General features: G+C 69.5%; 15 protein-coding genes. 13 read left to right on the forward strand and 2 right to left on the reverse strand.

The features are described from left to right. The first annotated feature begins 9 nt into the window (after positions 1 to 9). The 13 genes from Aco03nite_RS39975 to Aco03nite_RS40035 all read left to right on the forward strand — a co-directional run bounded on the left by Aco03nite_RS39975 (position 10) and on the right by Aco03nite_RS40035 (position 15,054). On the forward strand, positions 10 to 1,029 hold the full coding sequence (locus tag Aco03nite_RS39975; RefSeq protein WP_239145827.1) for a quaternary amine ABC transporter ATP-binding protein: 1,020 nt from the start codon (positions 10 to 12) through the stop codon (positions 1,027 to 1,029). Beyond that, positions 1,026 to 2,939, forward strand: a complete 1,914-nt coding sequence (locus Aco03nite_RS39980) for an ABC transporter permease subunit (protein ID WP_203805950.1) — start codon at positions 1,026 to 1,028, stop codon at positions 2,937 to 2,939. The genes Aco03nite_RS39975 and Aco03nite_RS39980 overlap by 4 nt, the downstream gene beginning before the upstream one ends. Then, positions 2,936 to 3,901: an ABC transporter substrate-binding protein gene (locus Aco03nite_RS39985; RefSeq protein WP_203805952.1), complete on the forward strand. Its 966-nt coding sequence runs from the start codon at positions 2,936 to 2,938 to the stop codon at positions 3,899 to 3,901. The genes Aco03nite_RS39980 and Aco03nite_RS39985 overlap by 4 nt, the downstream gene beginning before the upstream one ends. Further along, on the forward strand, positions 3,889 to 5,133 hold the full coding sequence (locus Aco03nite_RS39990; RefSeq protein WP_239145828.1) for a sarcosine oxidase subunit beta family protein: 1,245 nt from the start codon (positions 3,889 to 3,891) through the stop codon (positions 5,131 to 5,133). The genes Aco03nite_RS39985 and Aco03nite_RS39990 overlap by 13 nt, the downstream gene beginning before the upstream one ends. A gap of 18 nt (positions 5,134 to 5,151) precedes the next feature. Beyond that, the gene (locus Aco03nite_RS39995) at positions 5,152 to 5,394 is read left to right on the forward strand and encodes a sarcosine oxidase subunit delta (RefSeq protein WP_203805954.1); all 243 of its coding nucleotides are present in this window, start codon (positions 5,152 to 5,154) and stop codon (positions 5,392 to 5,394) included. Next, positions 5,391 to 8,153 (forward strand): 2Fe-2S iron-sulfur cluster-binding protein, encoded by a 2,763-nt coding sequence (locus Aco03nite_RS40000; protein WP_203805956.1) that lies wholly within the window; start codon positions 5,391 to 5,393, stop codon positions 8,151 to 8,153. The genes Aco03nite_RS39995 and Aco03nite_RS40000 overlap by 4 nt, the downstream gene beginning before the upstream one ends. Next, the gene (locus Aco03nite_RS40005) at positions 8,146 to 8,706 is read left to right on the forward strand and encodes a sarcosine oxidase subunit gamma (RefSeq protein WP_203805958.1); all 561 of its coding nucleotides are present in this window, start codon (positions 8,146 to 8,148) and stop codon (positions 8,704 to 8,706) included. The genes Aco03nite_RS40000 and Aco03nite_RS40005 overlap by 8 nt, the downstream gene beginning before the upstream one ends. A gap of 268 nt (positions 8,707 to 8,974) precedes the next feature. Then, a complete protein-coding gene (locus Aco03nite_RS40010; RefSeq protein WP_239145829.1) occupies positions 8,975 to 11,410 on the forward strand; it encodes a sensor histidine kinase in 2,436 nt (811 codons plus the stop codon). Positions 11,411 to 11,457: 47 nt separating this feature from the next. Further along, the gene (locus tag Aco03nite_RS40015; RefSeq protein WP_092557322.1) at positions 11,458 to 11,883 is read left to right on the forward strand and encodes a roadblock/LC7 domain-containing protein; all 426 of its coding nucleotides are present in this window, start codon (positions 11,458 to 11,460) and stop codon (positions 11,881 to 11,883) included. Further along, positions 11,880 to 12,302 carry a DUF742 domain-containing protein gene (locus Aco03nite_RS40020; RefSeq protein ID WP_203805960.1) on the forward strand — a complete coding sequence of 141 codons (423 nt, stop codon included), beginning with the start codon at positions 11,880 to 11,882 and terminating at the stop codon, positions 12,300 to 12,302. The genes Aco03nite_RS40015 and Aco03nite_RS40020 overlap by 4 nt, the downstream gene beginning before the upstream one ends. After that, entirely contained in the window at positions 12,286 to 12,888 is a 603-nt protein-coding gene (locus Aco03nite_RS40025; protein ID WP_203805962.1) for a GTP-binding protein, read from the forward strand. The genes Aco03nite_RS40020 and Aco03nite_RS40025 overlap by 17 nt, the downstream gene beginning before the upstream one ends. Continuing rightward, positions 12,882 to 13,841, forward strand: coding sequence for an ABC transporter substrate-binding protein (locus tag Aco03nite_RS40030; protein WP_203805964.1), 960 nt, complete (start codon positions 12,882 to 12,884; stop codon positions 13,839 to 13,841). The genes Aco03nite_RS40025 and Aco03nite_RS40030 overlap by 7 nt, the downstream gene beginning before the upstream one ends. 10 nt (positions 13,842 to 13,851) lie before the next feature. Beyond that, complete coding sequence (locus tag Aco03nite_RS40035) at positions 13,852 to 15,054, forward strand: multidrug effflux MFS transporter (protein WP_203805966.1); 1,203 nt, start codon at positions 13,852 to 13,854, stop codon at positions 15,052 to 15,054. A gap of 5 nt (positions 15,055 to 15,059) precedes the next feature. Here the strand turns inward: Aco03nite_RS40035 and Aco03nite_RS40040 are convergent, their stop codons facing one another. Continuing rightward, positions 15,060 to 17,288 (reverse strand): putative bifunctional diguanylate cyclase/phosphodiesterase, encoded by a 2,229-nt coding sequence (locus tag Aco03nite_RS40040; protein ID WP_239145830.1) that lies wholly within the window; start codon positions 17,286 to 17,288, stop codon positions 15,060 to 15,062. Between the two features lie 28 nt (positions 17,289 to 17,316). Then, positions 17,317 to 18,099 carry an IclR family transcriptional regulator domain-containing protein gene (locus Aco03nite_RS40045; RefSeq protein ID WP_203805968.1) on the reverse strand — a complete coding sequence of 261 codons (783 nt, stop codon included), beginning with the start codon at positions 18,097 to 18,099 and terminating at the stop codon, positions 17,317 to 17,319. Positions 18,100 to 18,169: the final 70 nt, after the last annotated feature.

Below are 18,169 nucleotides of genomic sequence, written 5' to 3' on the forward strand. Positions count from 1 at the left end.
TCGTCAATAGTGAATACCGAGGCAGTCATCTCGGTCCGGGACCTGTGGAAGGTGTTCGGGCACAAGGCTGACCAGGTGCCACGGTCGGCGGAGCTGTCGGCGCTGTCACGCCGGGAGTTGATGGACAAGACGGGCTGCACGGCAGCCGTACGGGAAGTGTCGTTCGACGTCGCCCCGGGCGAGGTCTTCGTGGTGATGGGGCTCTCCGGCTCCGGCAAGTCGACGCTGGTCCGCTGCCTGACCCGGCTGATCGAACCGACCGCCGGCGAGGTGGTGTTCGAGGGTGAGGACATCCTCGGCGCCGGTAGGAAGCGGCTGCGGGAGCTGCGGCGGCACAAGTTCTCGATGGTGTTCCAGAACTTCGGGCTGCTCCCCTACCGGCAGGTCGTCGACAACGTGTCGTACGGCCTGGAGATCCGTGGCACGAGTAGAGCCGAGCGCACGGCGCGGGCCCGGGAGGTGATCTCCCTGGTCGGGCTGGACGGTTACGAGCGCAGCTACCCGGATCAGCTCTCCGGCGGCATGCAGCAGCGGGTCGGCCTGGCCCGCGCCCTGGCCGGGGATCCGGACGTGCTCTATTTCGACGAGCCGTTCTCCGCGCTGGACCCGCTGATCCGCCGGGACATGCAGAACGAGGTCATCCGGCTGCACCGCGAGGTCGGCAAGACGATGGTCTTCATCACGCACGACCTGTCCGAGGCGCTGAAACTCGGCGACCGGATCCTGATCATGCGGGACGGGAAGATGGTCCAGTGCGGGACCGGGGCCGAACTGGTCGGCGCCCCGGCCGACGACTATGTGCGGGACTTCGTCAGTGACGTACCGAAAGCCAATGTCCTGACCCTGCGGTGGATCATGCGGGACCGGCGGGAATCGGACGTGCTGGACGGCCCCGAGTTGAGCCCGGACGTGATCGTGCGGGACGCGGTCCGGCCGGTGCTGGCCGCGGGCAAGCCGGTGCGGGTGGTCGAGAACGGCACGCTGCTCGGTGTCGTCACCACCGAGGAGATCCTCGGGGTGGCCGCGTGATCGCTAGACGGCCACTGCTGGTCGCCGGTCTGCTGGCGATCTGGGTGGTGGCCTGGATCCCGCTGCACGGCCTGCACACCCTCAGCCTGTCCCCCGCCGATCTGACCCCGCTGCACCTCTGGCTCAACGACGTCAACGACGCGGCCGGCGCCAACCGCAACAGCAGCCCGGTCTTCCTCTACTTCTTCAACGAGATCCGGGCCGCCGTCGACGGTTTTGTGGTGTTCGTCCAGGACCTGATCGCGCAGCCGTCGTTCGGCCGGCCGGTCCCGGTGCTGGGCTGGCTCGGTGTGGTCGCCCTGGCCGGGTACGTGTCGTGGGTGGTCGCCACCTGGCGGGTCGCGCTGCTGGCGGTCGCCGGGCTGCTCTTCCTCGGTTTCCAGGGCCTCTGGACCGAGAGCATGGACACCCTCGCGCTGACGGTGTCCGCGGTGCTGCTCGCGCTGCTGTTCGGCATCCCGCTGGGCATCTGGGCCGGGCTCTCCGACCGGGTGAACAAGCTGGTCACACCGGTGCTGGACTTCATGCAGACGATGCCGACGTTCGTCTACCTGGCGCCGCTGACCCTGCTGTTCCTGATCGGCCCGGCGTCCGCCACGATCGCCACCCTGATCTACGCGATGCCACCGGCCATCCGGCTCACCGCGCACGCGATCCGCAGCGTGCCGCGCTCGGCCGTCGAGGCCACCGAGTCGCTCGGCGCGACCCGCTGGCAGATCCTCACCGGTGTGCAGCTGCCGCTGTCCAAGAGCACGATCGTTCTCGGCATCAACCAGACGATCATGGCGGCGCTGTCGATGGTGACCATCGCGGCGCTGATCGACGCACCGGGGCTCGGCAAGACGGTCATCAAGGCCCTGCAGACCCTTGACGTCGGTACGGCGTTCAATGCCGGACTGGCGATCGTGGTGATGGCCGTGGTGCTGGACCGGGTCACCACCGCGGCCAGCGAGCCGGGCCGCCGCAGCCGCTTCCGCAAACCGCTGCTGGCCGTGTTCGGGCTGGTCGCGGCGGTCGGTGTCTACCTGTCGCACACGTACTTCTGGGCCGCCGAGTTCCCTGATCAGAACAGCATCGGCCCGGCGCTGTCCAAGGGCGCCGACGAGGTGACGCTCTGGGCGCAGACCGAGCTGTCCGGCGCCACCGAGTGGATCAAGGACGTGGTCACGTACGCGCTGCTCAACCCGCTGCAGGCGCTGCTCGTCGAGTCGCCGTGGTGGCTGGTCGGCGCGGTCGCGGTCGGGCTGGCGCTGCTGATCGGCACGGTCCGGGCCGCGATCACCACCGCCGTCTGCGTGGCCGCGCTGATCGGCACCGGCCTGTGGCAGGACAGCATGACCACCCTGGCCATGACGATCGTCGCGACGCTGCTGGTGATGGTGCTCAGCGTCGTCGTCGGGGTGTGGATGGGCCGCAACCGGCTCGCCGACCGGATCATCCGCCCGGTGCTGGACGCCGGGCAGACGATGCCGTCGTTCGTCTACCTGGTGCCGTTCCTGGCGCTCTTCTCCGCCACCCGGTTCACCGCGATCGTCGCGGCGATCGTCTTCGCCGCGCCGGTCGCGATCAAGCTGGTCGCCGACGGCATCCGCGGCATCCCGGCCGCCACCGTCGAGGCCGCCACCGCCGCCGGGTCCAGCACCTGGCAGCTGATCACCAAGGTGCAGCTGCCGATGGCCCGGCAGTCCCTGGCCCTGGCCGCCAACCAGGGACTGATCTACGTCTTGGCCATGGTCGTGGTCGGCGGTCTGGTCGGAGCCGGCGCCCTCGGCTACGACGTGGTCGCCGGGTTCTCCCAGGGTCAGCTCTACGGCAAGGGCCTCGCGGCCGGCGCCGCCATCGTGTTGCTCGGCATCATGCTCGACCGGATCGCCCGAGCGCCTTCCCCCTCGAAAGGTGAGCACAGATGAAACAGCTGCTTTTAGCGGCGACCGCCACTTTCACGGCCTTGGCCCTGACCGCGTGTGGCGGAGAGAAGATCGGCTCCTCTGAACCGGCCGGTGGATCCTCGGCCGCCGCCGGTGCCGAGTGCGGCACGTTCAACCTGGCGATCAACCCCTGGGTGGGGTACGAGGCGACGGCCGCCGTCATCGCGTACGTCGCCGAGACGAACCTCGGCTGCAAGGTCACCAAGAAGGACCTCAAGGAGGAGATCGCCTGGCAGGGCTTCGGCACCGGCGAGGTGGACGCGGTCGTGGAGAACTGGGGCCACGACGACCTGAAGAAGAAGTACATCGACGAGCAGAAAACCGCGGTGTCCGCCGGATCGACCGGCAACAAGGGCCTGATCGGCTGGTACGTGCCGCCGTGGATGGCCGAGAAGTACCCGGACATCACCGACTGGAACAACCTGAACAAGTACGCGGCCGAGTTCAAGACCTCCGAGTCCGGGGACAAGGGTCAGCTCCTGGACGGCGACCCGTCGTTCGTCACCAACGACGAGGCCCTGGTCAAGAACCTCAACCTGAACTACAAGGTGGTGTACGCGGGCAGCGAGACCGCCCTGATCACCGCGTTCCGTCAGGCCGAGGCCAAGAAGACGCCGCTGATCGGCTACTTCTACGAGCCGCAGTGGTTCCTGGCCGAGATCCCGCTGAAGAAGGTCGCCCTGCCGAAGTGGACCGAGGGTTGTGACGCGGACGCCGCCAAGGTCGCGTGTGACTACCCGGAGTACGACCTCGACAAGATCGTCAGCAAGAAGTTCGCCGACGCTAACGGACCGGCGTACAAGCTGGTGAAGAACTTCAACTGGACCAACGACGACCAGAACGTGGTCGCCAAGTACATCTCCGAGGACAAGCTGCCCGCCGCCGACGCGGCCAAGAAGTGGGTCGAGGCGAACCCCGACAAGGTCAAGGCGTGGCTGGGCTGATGACCCGGCCCGCGCCCGGCGGCGATCTCCCGGAACACCCGGATCGCCTGTGGCGCAACCCCGAGCCCGCCGCCCACTACGACGTCATCGTCGTGGGCGGCGGCGGGCACGGGCTCGCCACCGCGTACTACCTGGCCAGGAACCACGGCATCACCAACGTGGCGGTGTTGGAGAAGGGCTGGCTCGCGGGCGGCAACATGGCCCGCAACACCACGATCATCAGATCCAACTACCTGTGGGACGAGAGCGCCGGCATCTACGAGCACTCCCTGAAACTGTGGGAGAACCTCGAACAGGAGCTGGAGTATCCTCTGCTGTTCAGCCAGCGCGGGGTGCTCAACCTGGCGCACAGTTTCTCCGACGTCCGGGAGGGCGTCCGCCGGGTGCACGCCAACCGGCTCAACGGCGTCGACGCCGAGTGGCTCGACCCGGCGCAGGTCAAGGAGATCTGCCCGATCATCAACATCTCCCCCGACGTGCGTTATCCGGTGCACGGCGCGACCTACCAGCCGCGGGCCGGCATCGCCAAACACGACTACGTCGCCTGGGGGTACGCCCGGGCCGCCGACGCCCTGGGTGTGGACCTGATCCAGAACTGCGAGGTCACCGGTCTCCGGGTGGACAACGGCCGGGTCACCGGGGTGCACACCACCCGCGGCACGATCGGCGCCGGCCGGGTCGCGCTCAGCGCCGCCGGGCACACGTCGGTGGTCGCCGCGATGGCCGGGATCCGGCTGCCGCTGCAGAGCCATCCGTTGCAGGCGCTCGTCTCCGAGCTGCTGGAACCGGTGCACCCGACGGTCGTCATGTCGAACGCGGTGCACGTCTACGTCAGCCAGGCCCACAAGGGTGAGCTGGTGATGGGCGCCGGCATCGACACCTGGAACGGCTACGGGCAGCGCGGCGCGTTCCACATCATCGAACGGCAGATGTCCGCCGCGCTGGAGCTGTTCCCGGTGTTCGCCCGCGCGCACGTGCTGCGGACCTGGGGCGGGATCGTGGACACCACCCCGGACGCGTCCCCGATCGTCGGCCTGTCCGGAGTCGACGGCCTCTACCTGAACTGCGGGTGGGGCACCGGCGGGTTCAAGGCCACCCCCGGCGTGGGCTGGTGTTACGCGCACACGGTCGCGAACGACGAGCCGCATCCGCTGAACGCGCCGTTCAGCCTGGACCGGTTCGTCACCGGCGCGCTGGTCGACGAACACGGCGCCGCCGCCGTGGCCCACTAGCTCTTTCGGAGATACCCCATGATGCTCATTCCCTGCCCCTGGTGCGGGCCACGTGACGAGTCGGAGTTCCACTACGGCGGGCAGGCGGGGGTGGCCTATCCGGCCGATCCCGGAGCGCTGTCCGACGAACAGTGGGCGCACTACCTGTTCTTCCGGGACAACCCGAAAGGCCCGTTCCGGGAGCGGTGGAGTCACAGCGCGGGCTGCCGTCGCTGGTTCACCCTGACCCGGGACACCGTGACCAACGAGGTGACGGCATGACGCTGCGGTTCACCTTCGACGGGCGTGATTACCAGGGACGCAACGGTGACACCCTCGCCTCGGCGCTGCTGAGGAACGGTGTGCACGTGGTGTCGTCCGGGATCCGGACCGGACGGCCGCGCGGGATCCTCACCGCCGGGGTGGAGGAGCCGAACGCGATCGTCCAGATCGAGGAGCCGTTCCCGGAGCCGATGCTGACGGCCACCACCGTGGAACTCTTCGACGGCCTGGTGGCGCGGGGTCTGCGCGGTCAGGGACGGCTCGCCGACCGGCCCGATCCGGCGCGCTACGACGCCATCCACGCGCACTGCGACGTCCTCGTCGTCGGGGCCGGGCCGGCCGGGCTGGCCGCCGCCGCGTCGGCCGCGGCCACCGATGCCCGGGTGATCCTGGTCGACGACCAGCCGCAGCCGGGCGGAAGCCTGCTCGGCGCCGGTGAGCTGCTGGACTGGGTCGCGGAGACGGTCGCCGGGCTGCGGGCGGCGCCGGAGGTGCGGGTGCTGACCCGGACCACCGCGTTCGGCTACTACGACGACAACCATGTGATCGCGGTCGAGCGCCGCACCCAGCATCTGGGGGCGGCGGCTCCGGCGGGCGCGATCCGGGAGCGGATCTGGCGGATCCGGGCGAAGCGGGTGGTGCTGGCCACCGGCGCGCACGAGCGGTCGATCGCGTTCGCCGACAACGACCGGCCCGGGGTGATGCTGGCCGGGGCGGCCCGCACCTACGCCGTCCGGTACGGGGTGCTGCCCGGCCGCCGGGCCGTGGTGCTGACCACCAACGACAGCGCGTACGCGGCGGCGCTGGACCTGCACACCGCCGGAGTGGAGATCGCGGCGATCGCGGACCTGCGCTCCTCCATCTCCGCCTCCACCTCGCCCGATGCCGCCGGCTCGGAGTGGGCGCGGCGATGCACGGAGCGTGGGATCGAGGTCCTGCCCGGTTGGGCGGTCTCCGCGGTGACGGGCGAGCATCGGGTCTCGGCGGTCGCCTTGCGGGCGCTCACCGACTCCTCCTCCACCCGCGAGATCGAGGCGGATCTCCTGCTCGTCTCCGGCGGCTGGAATCCGGTCGGGGCGCTGTTCTCCCAGGCCGGGGGCCGTCTCACCTACGATCCGGCGCTTGCCGCCTTCCGTCCGGACGGCGGCTGCCGGCAGGCCGTGTCGGTGGCGGGAGCGCTTGCCGGAACGTACACGACAAGTGGTTGTCTCTCTGCGGGTGTGGAGGCGGGTGGCGGGGCCGGGCTGATCACGCTGCCCGTCGTCGAGGAACCCGAAGCGGCTCCACCGATCGCGGTGTGGACACTGCCGGGCGCCGGGGCCGACGCGTTCGTCGACCTGCAACGCGACGTCTCCGTGGCCGATCTGGACCGGGCCACCGGGACCGGGATGCGGTCCGCCGAGCACGTGAAGCGCTACACCACCGCCGGCACCGCGCACGATCAGGGCAAGACGGCGGGCACGCTGACCAGCGGTGTGGTGGCCGAACTGCTCGGGGTGGAGATCGGCGCGCTGGGCACCACGACGTTCCGTCCGCCGTACACGCCGGTGTCGTTCGCGGCCCTGGCCGGACGTGATCGTGGCATGCGGTTCGATCCGGTGCGGGTGACCGCGCTGCACGGGCGGCACGTGGCGCGGGGCGCGCTGTTCGAGGATGTCGGCCAGTGGAAACGCCCGTGGTACTACCCGCTCGACGGCGAGGACCAGCACGCCGCGGTGCTGCGGGAATGCCGGGCCGCCCGGGAGAACGTGGCGATGATGGACGCCTCCACGCTCGGCAAGATCGACGTGCGGGGCGCCGATGCCGGGGTGTTCCTGGACCGCCTCTACACCAACATGATCAGCACGCTGAAACCCGGCGCGATCAGGTACGGGGTGATGTGCAGGCCGGACGGCATGGTCCTCGACGACGGGACGGTGATCCGGCTGGCCGAGGACCGGTTCCTGGTCACCACGACCACCGGCAACGCCGCGCTGATCCTGGACTGGATGGAGGAGTGGCTGCAGACCGAGTGGCCGTCGCTGCGGGTCCGGTGCACGTCGGTGACCGAGCAGTGGGCGACGGTCGCGCTGGTCGGGCCGGGGTCGCGGGACGTCCTGGCCGGGCTCGCGCCGGCGCTCGACGTCACCCGGGCCGGATTCCCGTTCATGACCTGGCGGGACACCACCGTCGCCGGGCTGCCGGCGCGGGTGTGCCGGATCAGTTTCTCCGGCGAACTGGCCTACGAGATCAACGTCAGCTGGTGGGACGCGGTCACGCTCTGGGACGAACTGTCCGCACGCGGAGTCACGCCGTACGGCACCGAGACCATGCACGTGCTGCGCGCCGAGAAGGGTTATCCGATCATCGGCCAGGACACCGACGGCACGGTCACCCCGCACGATCTGGGGCTGGGCTGGGCGGTGTCGAAAAAGAAGGCCGATTTCCTCGGACTGCGGTCATTTGCGCGTACGGACAATATGCGCACCGATCGTAAACAGCTGGTGGGTCTGCTCCCGGTCGGCGGGGAGCTGTTGCCGGAGGGTTCGCACCTGCTGGACGCCCCGGAACTTCCGGAACCGCCGATCCGGGCTCTCGGACACGTCACGTCGTCGTACCACAGCGCAGCGTTGGGCCGGACCTTCGCCCTGGCCCTGATCAGGAACGGTCGCGCGCTGCACGGGCAGACGTTGTGGGCCACCCTCGACGACCGCCTGGTGCCGGTGACGGTCGCCGGTTCCGTCCTCTACGACCCGGAAGGCGCGCGCCGCGATGGCTGAACGATCCCCCCTGGCCGACGTCGACCTCAGCGACACCGGCGACCGGGTCACGCTGGCCGAGGTCCCGTTCCTGACCCAGCTCGACGTGCGGACTTCGCCCTCGTCCTCGTTTCCGGAACCCGGCACCTTCCGCACCGACGAACTCGACGGGGAGGCGACGTTTATCTGGCTGGGCCCGGACGAATGGCTGGTGGTGGGCCCGCCCGGCGCTCAGAAGCGGTTGACCGAACGGTTGGAATCGGGACGGTTGGAATCGGTCAGCGACACGTCGGTGGTGGACGTGTCGGCGCAACGTACCACTCTGGAGCTTCGCGGTCCCGGCGCCCTCGAACTGCTCGCTCTGGGTTGTTCGCTGGACCTGCATCCGCGGGTCTTCGGGCCGGGCCGGTGCGCGCAGACGACGCTCGCGCACACGCCGGTGATCCTGCTCCAGCGGAAACACTGCGTGACGACCGGCGAGCCGGTGTTCTGGGTCCTGGTCCGGGCGTCGTTCGCGAGCCACCTCGCATCGTGGTTGCTCGATGCCAGCGGCGACCTTACCGCGGGTCACTGAAAACGCTCCCAAATAACTGCCGGTAAGTACCCCAATGCATAAAGAGGTTGCACAGTCGTAAATTTCGGCCCTTGGTGTTGACCATCACGGGTTGAGCGAAGAAGCTGTTGCGGCGATCCCGGAAGATCAGTTCGTTCCCGGGGTCGCCGCATCGCTTTGCGCCTTTCTCCACCCCTTGTCATCAAAGAAACTTGCCGGTTCACCCGTAGTGAATCGACCCACCGGCCGTGACCATGCCTGGCCGGTGGTCGACAGAGGAGCTGATCGCTTGTCCGTCCAGGTTCAGGGCGCCGAGCAGTCCGAGCAGTCCACGCCGGTCGGCGGGACCACGCCGGTCCCAGGTGCCCCCGAGGGCGGAATGTGGGCGCGTACCCGCCGGGCGTCCGGCGGCACGATCCGCCGGCGCGTGGTCCGGACCCTCGCCCTCCCGGTCGCCACCACCCTGGTTCTCCTGGCCATCGTCGCCGTCGGCGAGGTGGACAACTACCGCACCGCCTCGGCCACCGCGCGCGCCGTCACCATCGACCTCGCCGTCGCCGAACTGGTCCAGGACCTGCAGACCGAACGTGGTCTGACCGCCGGTCTGCTCGGCGGCAACGAGGCCTTCCGCACCGAGCTGCTGCCCGCCCGCGACGCCGTCGACCTGCGCCGCGACCAGCTGGAGAACCTGATCACCGCCGGCGAGGACGTCGACGACCGGGTCTCCGCCGCGGTTCAGCAGCTGGACGGCCTGTCCGGCGTCCGGGCCGGCACCGACACCGGATCCGGCCAGCGGGCCGCCACCTTCGCCTTCTACACCGCACGCATCGCCGACCTGGGCAATCTCGACTTCGAGTTGGACAGCAACGGCGACGAGGAACTCCGCCGGGGCTCGGCCGCCCTGGAAGCGCTGGGCGACATGAAGGAGGCCGCCTCACAGGAGCGGGCCTTCCTCAACGGCGTCTTCTCCGCCGGTGGCTTCAAGCAGGGCGAGTTCCTGCAGTTCGTCACCATGCGCTCGACCAAGGACGCGGCGCTCACCGCCTTCAACAGGTACGCCAACGCCACCGAGCGCGCCTCGATGGACTACCTGCTGGACACCGGCGCGGCCCGGGAGGCGGCGTTCTTCGAGAACGTCGCGCTGCAGTCCGGCGACGGCCGGGCCCTGCAGGTCAACCCGCAGTCCTGGTGGTCCGCGCTGACCACGGTGCTGGACGACACCCTCCAGCTGGAACACCACGTCGGCTCGGTCATCTCGTCCCGTGCCACGGCGCTGGAGAACGAGGCCTCGGTCCGGATGGTCGTCCTGCTCGGCGCCGTGCTGATCTGTCTGGCCGGCTCGATCTACCTGGCCACCGTCGCGTCCCAGTCGGTCGCCCGGCCGCTGTCGGTACTGGCCTCCGAGGCCAACCGGCTGGCCAGCACCCAGCTGCCGGACGCGGTCCAGAAGGCGAGCACCGGCGACAGCACCGCGCCACCGCCCCCGGTCCTGGTGTCCCGCGGCGCCAGTGTCGAGGTCCGGCTGGTCGCCGACGCCTTCGACCGGGTGCAGGCCACCGCGTACGCGCTGGCCACCGAGCAGGCGGTGCTACGGCGTACCACCGCCGAGTCGATGGCCAACCTGGGCCGCCGCAACCAGAACCTGCTCCGCCGCCAGCTCGGCTTCATCACCAAGCTGGAGCGGGAGGAGTCCAACCCGACCGGTCTGGCGAACCTCTTCGAACTCGACCACCTGGCCACCCGCATGCGGCGGAACGCGGAGAGCCTCCTGGTCCTGGTCGGCGCGGCCAGCCCGCGGCAGCTCTCCGACCCGCTGCAGGTCTCCGACGTGATCCGGGCGGCCGTCTCCGAGGTCGAGGAGTACCGCCGGGTCACCCTGCGCCGGGTGGACGAGACGCTGGTCAACGGCTCCACCGTCAGCGGCATCGCGCACATGCTGGCCGAGCTGATCGAGAACGGCCTGTCGTTCTCCCCGCCGGACCAGGACGTCGAGATCCACGGGCGGCGGATCGCCGGCAACTACCTGATCGCCATCACCGACCAGGGTGTCGGCATGTCCGCGGCCGACATGCAGCGGGCCAACGAGCGCCTGCGCGGCGAGGGTGACTTCATCACCGCACCGGCCCGGTTCCTCGGCCACTACGTGGTCGGCCGCCTGGCCCAGCAGATGGGCATCGAGGTGCAGCTGACGCCGTCGCCGGTGACCGGTGTGACGGCCCGGATCACGCTGCCCGCCGAGATCCTGGTCGAACAGACCGCGGTCACCGGCCCGCGCCCGCCCGCACCGGCTGCGACTTCGAAAAAAGAGGTCCCGGCCGCTCCGCTGCGGATCCCGCCGGCCGAGGTCGGCGAGGTGGCCCAGCCGGTCACCGCCGGTGTGGTCACCGCCGACCGCCCCCTGCACTCCACCGCCATCGAGTACGTGGTGGTCAAGGACAACCCGGCCACCGTCACCTCGGTGCTGGACCCCTTCGAGCCGGTCGACCCGTTCGGCGCGCCCGAGACGTTCGGATCCGCCGACGACGCGCCCCGGACGGCCAACGGGCTCAAGAAGCGCACACCCCGCGCCCAGCGTGCCACCACCCGACCACCGACCACGTCGAGCAGCCCGGCGGCCGACCGGCCGGCCCCGGTCACCGGTTCTGCGGAGGCGGTGCGGGACCGTCTCAACGCGCTGCGCGGCGGTATCCAGCGCGGTAGTTCCGAAACAGCGGGGTCCCAGTGACAGCCATCCCGAAGTGGCCCCTTGGCAGCAACCTGGAAAGAAGAATGATGAGCGTTGACACGTCGTCGGATCGGCACCAATTCAATTGGCTGCTCGGCAACTTCGTCCACCAGACGGACGGTGTGCGTGACGCCGTGGCGGTGTCCTCCGACGGGCTGCTGATCGCCAGCTCCGACGGACTGAACCGGGCGGAGGCGGACCAGCTGGCCGCCATCGTCTCCAGCCTGGCGAGCCTGGCCCGCAGCGCCTCCCGGCGGTACGACTTCGACGGCCTCAAGCTCATCATGATCGAGATGCACCGGGGTTTCCTGCTGGTGTCGGTGATAGCCGGTGGTAGCTGCCTCGGCGTGGTGGCCGGCAGCGACTGTGATCTCGGCCTGGTCGGCTACGAGATCTCGCTGCTCACCGAGCGCTTCGGCGACCTGCTCACCCCGGCGCTGATCGCAGAGTCCCGGCAACACCTACCGCGATGAGCAGCTCGTCGTGGGACGCCGAGTCCGGGTCCGTGCCGTACGCCGGGGCGCACCGGCCATCGATGGGTGGCGGGTTGCACTCCGGCGACATGGACGAGGATCCGGTGATCCGGCCGTTCATGCTCACCAACGGGCGCACTCAGCCGCTGCACGACAACCTGCGGATCGAGACCCTGCTGCACGCGGCTCCGGCCGCGCTGTCGGCGCCACTGCGCTTCGAGTCCCGGCGGATCGTCGAGCTCGCGCAGTCGCCGATGTCGGTCGCTGACCTGTCGGTGGCGCTGCGCGCGCCGCTCGGCGTGGTCCGCGTCATCGTGGCCGACCTGATCACCCAGGGCTACCTCACCGTGCAGGAACAGCCGGAGGAGCTCTCCACCAGTTTGATCGAAAGGATCAGGGACCGTGTCCGGGCGCTCTAGTGAGCCGTCGGCAGCGCAGCACCCTATCGCTGTCAAGATCGTCATCAGTGGCGGCTTCGGCGTCGGAAAGACCACCTTCGTGGGTGCCATCTCCGAGATCGAGCCGCTCGTCACCGAGGCCGAGATGACCGAGAAGTCGATCGGCATCGACGACACCTCCGCGGTGTCCGGCAAGACCACCACGACCGTGGCCCTCGACTTCGGCCGCATCACGCTCGACGAGTCGCTGCTGCTGTACCTGTTCGGCACGCCCGGACAGGACCGGTTCGCGTTCCTCTGGGACGACCTGGTCACCGGCGCCCTCGGCTCGATCGTGCTCGTCGACACGCGGCGGATCGAGGACTCCTTCCCCGCGATCGACTACTTCGAGGAGCACGAGATCCCGTTCATCATCGGTATCAACCGGTTCAACGGCGCCCAGCGGTTCGTCCTCGACGAGGTCCGGGACGCGCTCGGCGTGGGCCCGGGCGTACCGCTGATGGAATGTGACGCCCGGGACCGCGAATCGGTCAAGAGCGTCCTGGTGGCGCTCACCGAAGAGGTGCTCGTCCGGCGGGCCAAGCGGGAGCGGGCGGCGGCATGGTGATCAAGCGGTTCGCCCAGGCCCTGACCGCGATCAGCCTGGCCGTGGTGGCCGGCTGCGCGAACACCGAGGCCGCCGTCACCCCGCCGCCCGGCGTGCCCAGCCCGAACACCTGCGGCACGGTCAACCTGGCGATCAACCCGTGGTCCGGGTCGGCCGCCAACGTCGCCGTCGTCGGCTACCTCCTCAAGGAGGAGCTGCGCTGCAAGGTGAACACCTACGAGCTGAGCGAGACCGCCTCGTGGGCCGGTTTCGTCGACGGCAGCATCGACGTGATCCTGGAGAACTGGGGCCACGACGACCTGAAGAAGAAGTACATCGACGGGCAGAAGGTCGCCGTCGCACTGGGGATGACCGGCAACAAGGGCGTCCTCGGCTGGTACGTGCCACAGTGGATGGCCGAGGAGCACCCGGAGATCCTGGACTGGCGCAACCTCAACGACTACACCGATCTGCTGAAGACCACGGCGACCGGGACCAAGGGCCAGTTCCTCGGCGGCGACCCGTCGTTCGTCACCAAGGACACCCAGTTGATCGAAAACCTCAAACTCAACTACACACTGGTGTACGCGGGGAGCGAGGACAAGCTGATCGCGGCGTTCCGGCGGGCCCAGAAGCAGAAGACCCCGCTGCTCGGCTACTTCTACGAGCCGCAGTGGCTGCTGTCCGACGTCAAGCTGACGAAGATCCCGCTGCCCCGGTACAAGCCCGGCTGCGACGCCGACGCCGATGCCGTGACCTGCGACTACCAGCCGTACGACCTGGACAAGGTCGCACGCAAGAAGTTCGTCGACTCGGGCAGCCCGGCGGCCACCTTCCTGAAGAACTGGACGTGGACCAACGACGACCAGAACGCGGTCGCCCGGGACCTGACCCAGGGCAAGATGACCCCCGATCAGGCCGCCAAGAAGTGGGCCGACACCAACCGCGAGGTCTGGGAGAAGTGGCTCCCCTAAGCTTTACCGCTTGAGCACCGAAACGAGACGGCCCGCCCTTGTCGCCCTGATCCTGGTGATGGGGGTCGGGCCGTTCGCCACCGACACCTATCTGGCGGCTCTGCCCGAGCTGCAGGACTCACTGGCGACCACCGCGACAGTCGTCCAGCTGACCCTCACCACGTTCATCGTCGGCATGGCCGCCGGACAGTTGCTGATCGGGCCGCTCAGTGACTCGTACGGCCGCCGTCGTCTGCTCCTCGCCGGTGCGATCGTCTTCACCGTGCTGTCGGTGGTGTGCGCGGTCAGCCCGAACGGCCCGATGCTGGTCGCGGCGCGACTGATCCAGGGCCTGGTGGCCGGTGGTGGCGTGGCGATCGGCCGCGCCGTTGTCACCGACGTCTTCCACGGCCCGCGGGCCGCCGCCACGTTCGGCGTCATCACCTCGTTCACGTTCCTCGGCCCGGTGCTGGCACCCGCCGTCGGCGGCCTGATCCTGGCGTACGGCACGTGGCGGACCGTCTTCGCCGCGCTGGCCGGGCTGGGCCTGCTGATGGTGATCGGGGTGGCCGCCGGCATCCCCGAGACACTGCCGCCGCGGGACCGGCATCCGGCCGGGCTGCGCCCGCTGCTGGGCCGGATGGGCGGCCTGGCCCGGGACTGGGCGTTCATGCGGCACGTGGTGCTGCAGTGCGTGGCCGGGGCCGGATTCTTCACGTACATCGGCGGTTCGGCGTTCGTGCTGCGGTCGGTGTACGACATCAGTCCCGCCCGCTACACCGTCGTGTTCGCCACCAACGCGGCCGCGATGGCCGTGGCCAGCCTGATGTTCCGGTTCCTGGTGGTACGCACCGGAGCGGCCCCGCTGCGAGCCGTCGGGGTCACCCTGTCCACCGTCGGCGCCGGCGGTCTGCTGGCGGTGGCCCTGACCGGCCCGTCGGCGCTTCCACTGGCGGCAGCGTGGGCGATGCTGTGCCTGGTGGTGGCCGGGATGGGCCTGACCATTCCGTCGACCACGGCTCTGGCTCAGGAGGCCGGGCGCCGGTCGGCGGGCACCGCGTCGGCCTTACAGGGCGGCCTGACGTTCATCACGGCGGCCCTGGTCACCCCACTGACCGGAATCTTCGGCCACGACACGCTGCTGCCGATGGCCCTGGCGATGAGCCTGTTCTTCACGGCAGCCTTCATCCTGATGTGCTTCGTGACCCGGACCCGTACCCCCGCCCCGGTCTGACGGGATCACACCGTGAGGCGGGTGGGGGTGGGGGACGGGGTCATCGGGTCGGGGGACGGCTTGCCGAAGTGGTAGCCCTGGGCGTAGTGGTAGCCCAGGTCGCGCAGGTACTCCGCCTGCTCCTCGGTTTCCACCCCCTCGGCCACCGCTCGCAGGCCCAGCCCGTTCGACACGTGGATCAGGGCGTCCACGATCACCGCGTTGCGGCCCGGCTCGGTTATCTCGTCGACGAAACTCTTGTCGATCTTCAGGACGTCCACCGGGACGGTTCTCAGCAGGCCCAGCGACGAGTGGCCGGTGCCGAAGTCGTCCAGGGCTATCCGGATTCCGGACCGGTGCAGGGTCTCCACCGCCTCTATCGCGGTTCCCCCGCCGAAGATGGCGGTTTCGGTCACCTCCACCAGCAGTGCCGCCGGTTCCAGGCCGGTCTCGGTCAGGATGGCGCTGACCACGGCCGGGAAACCGGGCTCGCTGAGCTGCCGGGCCGACACGTTGACGCTGATGTAGAGGGGTGCGGCGGCGCCCAGCGTGACCCGCCAGTCGGCCAGACGCCGGCAGGCGGTCCGCATGATCCATTCGCCCAGTTCGACGATCAGGCCGTTGTCCTCGGCCACCGGGATGAACGCGGCGGGACTGACGAATCCGCGGGCCGGGTGCACCCAGCGGACCAGGGCTTCGACGGCGACGGTGCTGCTGTCGCGCAGGTCGACGATGGGCTGGTAGACGACATGGAAGTCGCCGTCGTCGAGGCTGTGCCGCAGGTCCGCGCCGAGGCTCTCGGCGGCTTCGGCCCGCTCGTCCAGGGCGGCCGTGTATTCGACGAGCTGCCCACCGGAGGATTTGGCGGCGTACCTGGCGGTGTCGGAGCGGCGGATCATCTCGGCGGAGGGCAGGGCGTCGGGGCAGGTGCCGGAGTACGCGATCCCCAGCCGGGCGTTGAGCAGGAGTTCGTGTTCGCCGGCGTGGACCGGGTGGCGCAGGATCTCCCGGAGCCGCCCGGCCACGGCGAGACCGTCGGCGGGCAGCGTGTCGTGGACGAGGACGGCGAACTCGTCGGCGCCCATCCGGGCGACCACGTCCCCGTCCCGGACGCATTCGTGCAGCAGCCCGGCGACGGCGATCAGGGCCTGGTCCCCGGCGGCCCGGCCCAGACGGTCGTTGACGTGTTTGAAGCCGGCCAGATCGATCATGATCACGTGGCAGGGTGCGACGGTGACCGCGCGGGCGGCCCGCTGTTCGAAGTCGCGACGGTTGGGCAGGCCGGTGAGGTCGTCGCGCAGGACCAGGTCGCGCAGCTGGTCGGCCTGCGAGTCGACCCGGGAGATGTACCCGCTCATCCGGGTCGCGACCAGGATGAACAGGGCCATCGACCCGACCGCGACGGCGATCCAGCTCATCCCGCCGGCGCCGCGTTCGCCCTGGACCAGCAGAACGGCCGGGACGAGCAGGGTGGAGGCGGTCAGTACGAGCAGGCGGCTGCGGCCGAGTCCCTCCCGGCCGTCGTTGATCGGATGGTTCATCGACGGGTGCGCGGCGGCGCCGGCCCAGAGGGCGTAGGCGGTCAGGAAACCACCGAACAGAACGGAGTCCGGGACCACCCCGAAGAACAGGCTCCAGGCGATGTTCCCGGCCAGGGCGATCACGCTGCCCACGGTGATCAGCCACAGGCTGGGGGTACGGGGTCCGCGCCGGAACAGGATCGGGATGACGACCGCGCAGAGCACCACGCCGGCCGTCGGGTACCCCATCGTGACCAGCCGGGTCAGCAGTGGCGTGGTGTGGTCGGCGAGGATCGGTTCGAGCAGGAACGTCCAGTAGACGATACCCAGCCCGACCCCGATGATCGCCGAGTCGATCAGCGTACCGTGGCGGAGTGCTCCGGGTTCCCGGGTGAGCCGGAAGAGCGCGACCGACAGCATCGGGTAGGCGCCCAGGTAGAACGCGTCGGCCCAGCCCGGGTACTGCGGTCCGCCGCCGAGCAGCGCCTGCTGGGCGAAGACGACGTCGCCGACGATCCAGGTGCCGATCCCGGCGGCGAACAGGTACCAGGAGCGGATGTTCGGCGGCCGGTAACGGCGGGCCCCGGCGACCGTCAGCGCGCACATCGCGATCCCGATGACGGTGGCGAGGGTGACGGACGGCAGGCTGTAGGGCAGTGTCATGTACAGCAGCGCCCCGGCCAGCCCGCACCCCATCCAGGCAAGCCACCAGGGCGTACGCGGAACTCTCGGCACGTCTGTTCTGTTCGGCGGGGTGGGCCGATTAATGAGTGCGGCGGCGTGCGGCGATCCGCAGGTCGGCCTCGATGGCCCCGGCGGCCGCGAGCAGCGGCGGCAGCAGGCGCGCGCGGATGTCGTCGACGGTGGCGCGGGCGGCGTGCACGGAGACGTTGACGGCCCCGGTGACGGTTCCGGTGCGGTCCCGGATCGGCGCGGCGATGGCCCGCAGCCCCTCCTCCAACTCCTGGTCGACGACGGCGTGCCCGTGCAGCCGCACCCGGGACAGCTCGGCGCGCAGTTCCCCGGTGGTCCGGAGAGTACGGTCGGTGAGCGGTTCGAGCCGGACCCGATTGAGGTACGCCTCCAGATGCTCGTCCGGGAGCCCGGCGAGCAGAACCCGCCCCATCGACGTGGCGTATGCCGGGAACCGGGTGCCGACATTGATCGCGATCCGCATGATCCGACTTGTCGGGACGCGCGCGACATAGACGATGTCGTCCCCGTCCAGCACCGACATCGACGACGACTCGCGCACGTCGGCCACCAGTCGTTCGAGGTGCGGCTCGGCCACCTCGGGCAACGAAAGGCTCGACAGGTATGAATATCCGAGCTCCAGCACCCGGGGCGCCAGGGAGAACAGCCGGCCGTCGGTACGCACGTACCCGAGGTCACTCAAGGTGAGCAGGAACCGCCGGGCAGCCGCTCTGGTCAGTCCACAGATGCGTGCCACGTCACTGAGAGTGAGTTCGGGGTGCTGAGCATCGAACGCCCGGATCACTGCCAGTCCCCGCTCCAGCGACTGAACGTAGTACGGTTCGCGCGGCATCAGTTGATCGAACATCGTTGACGTGACACGAGGCAGATCCTAGCGTTCTGCATGAGAACTCATGTTCGTG

The sequence above is a fragment of the Actinoplanes couchii genome (genome assembly GCF_016862075.1).
Classification (GTDB): domain Bacteria; phylum Actinomycetota; class Actinomycetes; order Mycobacteriales; family Micromonosporaceae; genus Actinoplanes; species Actinoplanes couchii.

Coding starts and splice junctions, on each gene's coding strand:
- Aco03nite_RS39985 (WP_203805952.1), top strand. CDS start 2,936: ATGAAACAGCTGCTTTTAGCGGCGACCGCCACTTTCACGGCCTTGGCC.
- Aco03nite_RS39995 (WP_203805954.1), top strand. CDS start 5,152: ATGATGCTCATTCCCTGCCCCTGGTGCGGGCCACGTGACGAGTCGGAG.
- Aco03nite_RS40000 (WP_203805956.1), top strand. CDS start 5,391: ATGACGCTGCGGTTCACCTTCGACGGGCGTGATTACCAGGGACGCAAC.
- Aco03nite_RS40005 (WP_203805958.1), top strand. CDS start 8,146: ATGGCTGAACGATCCCCCCTGGCCGACGTCGACCTCAGCGACACCGGC.
- Aco03nite_RS40015 (WP_092557322.1), top strand. CDS start 11,458: ATGAGCGTTGACACGTCGTCGGATCGGCACCAATTCAATTGGCTGCTC.
- Aco03nite_RS40020 (WP_203805960.1), top strand. CDS start 11,880: ATGAGCAGCTCGTCGTGGGACGCCGAGTCCGGGTCCGTGCCGTACGCC.
- Aco03nite_RS40030 (WP_203805964.1), top strand. CDS start 12,882: ATGGTGATCAAGCGGTTCGCCCAGGCCCTGACCGCGATCAGCCTGGCC.
- Aco03nite_RS40045 (WP_203805968.1), bottom strand. CDS start 18,099: ATGCCGCGCGAACCGTACTACGTTCAGTCGCTGGAGCGGGGACTGGCA.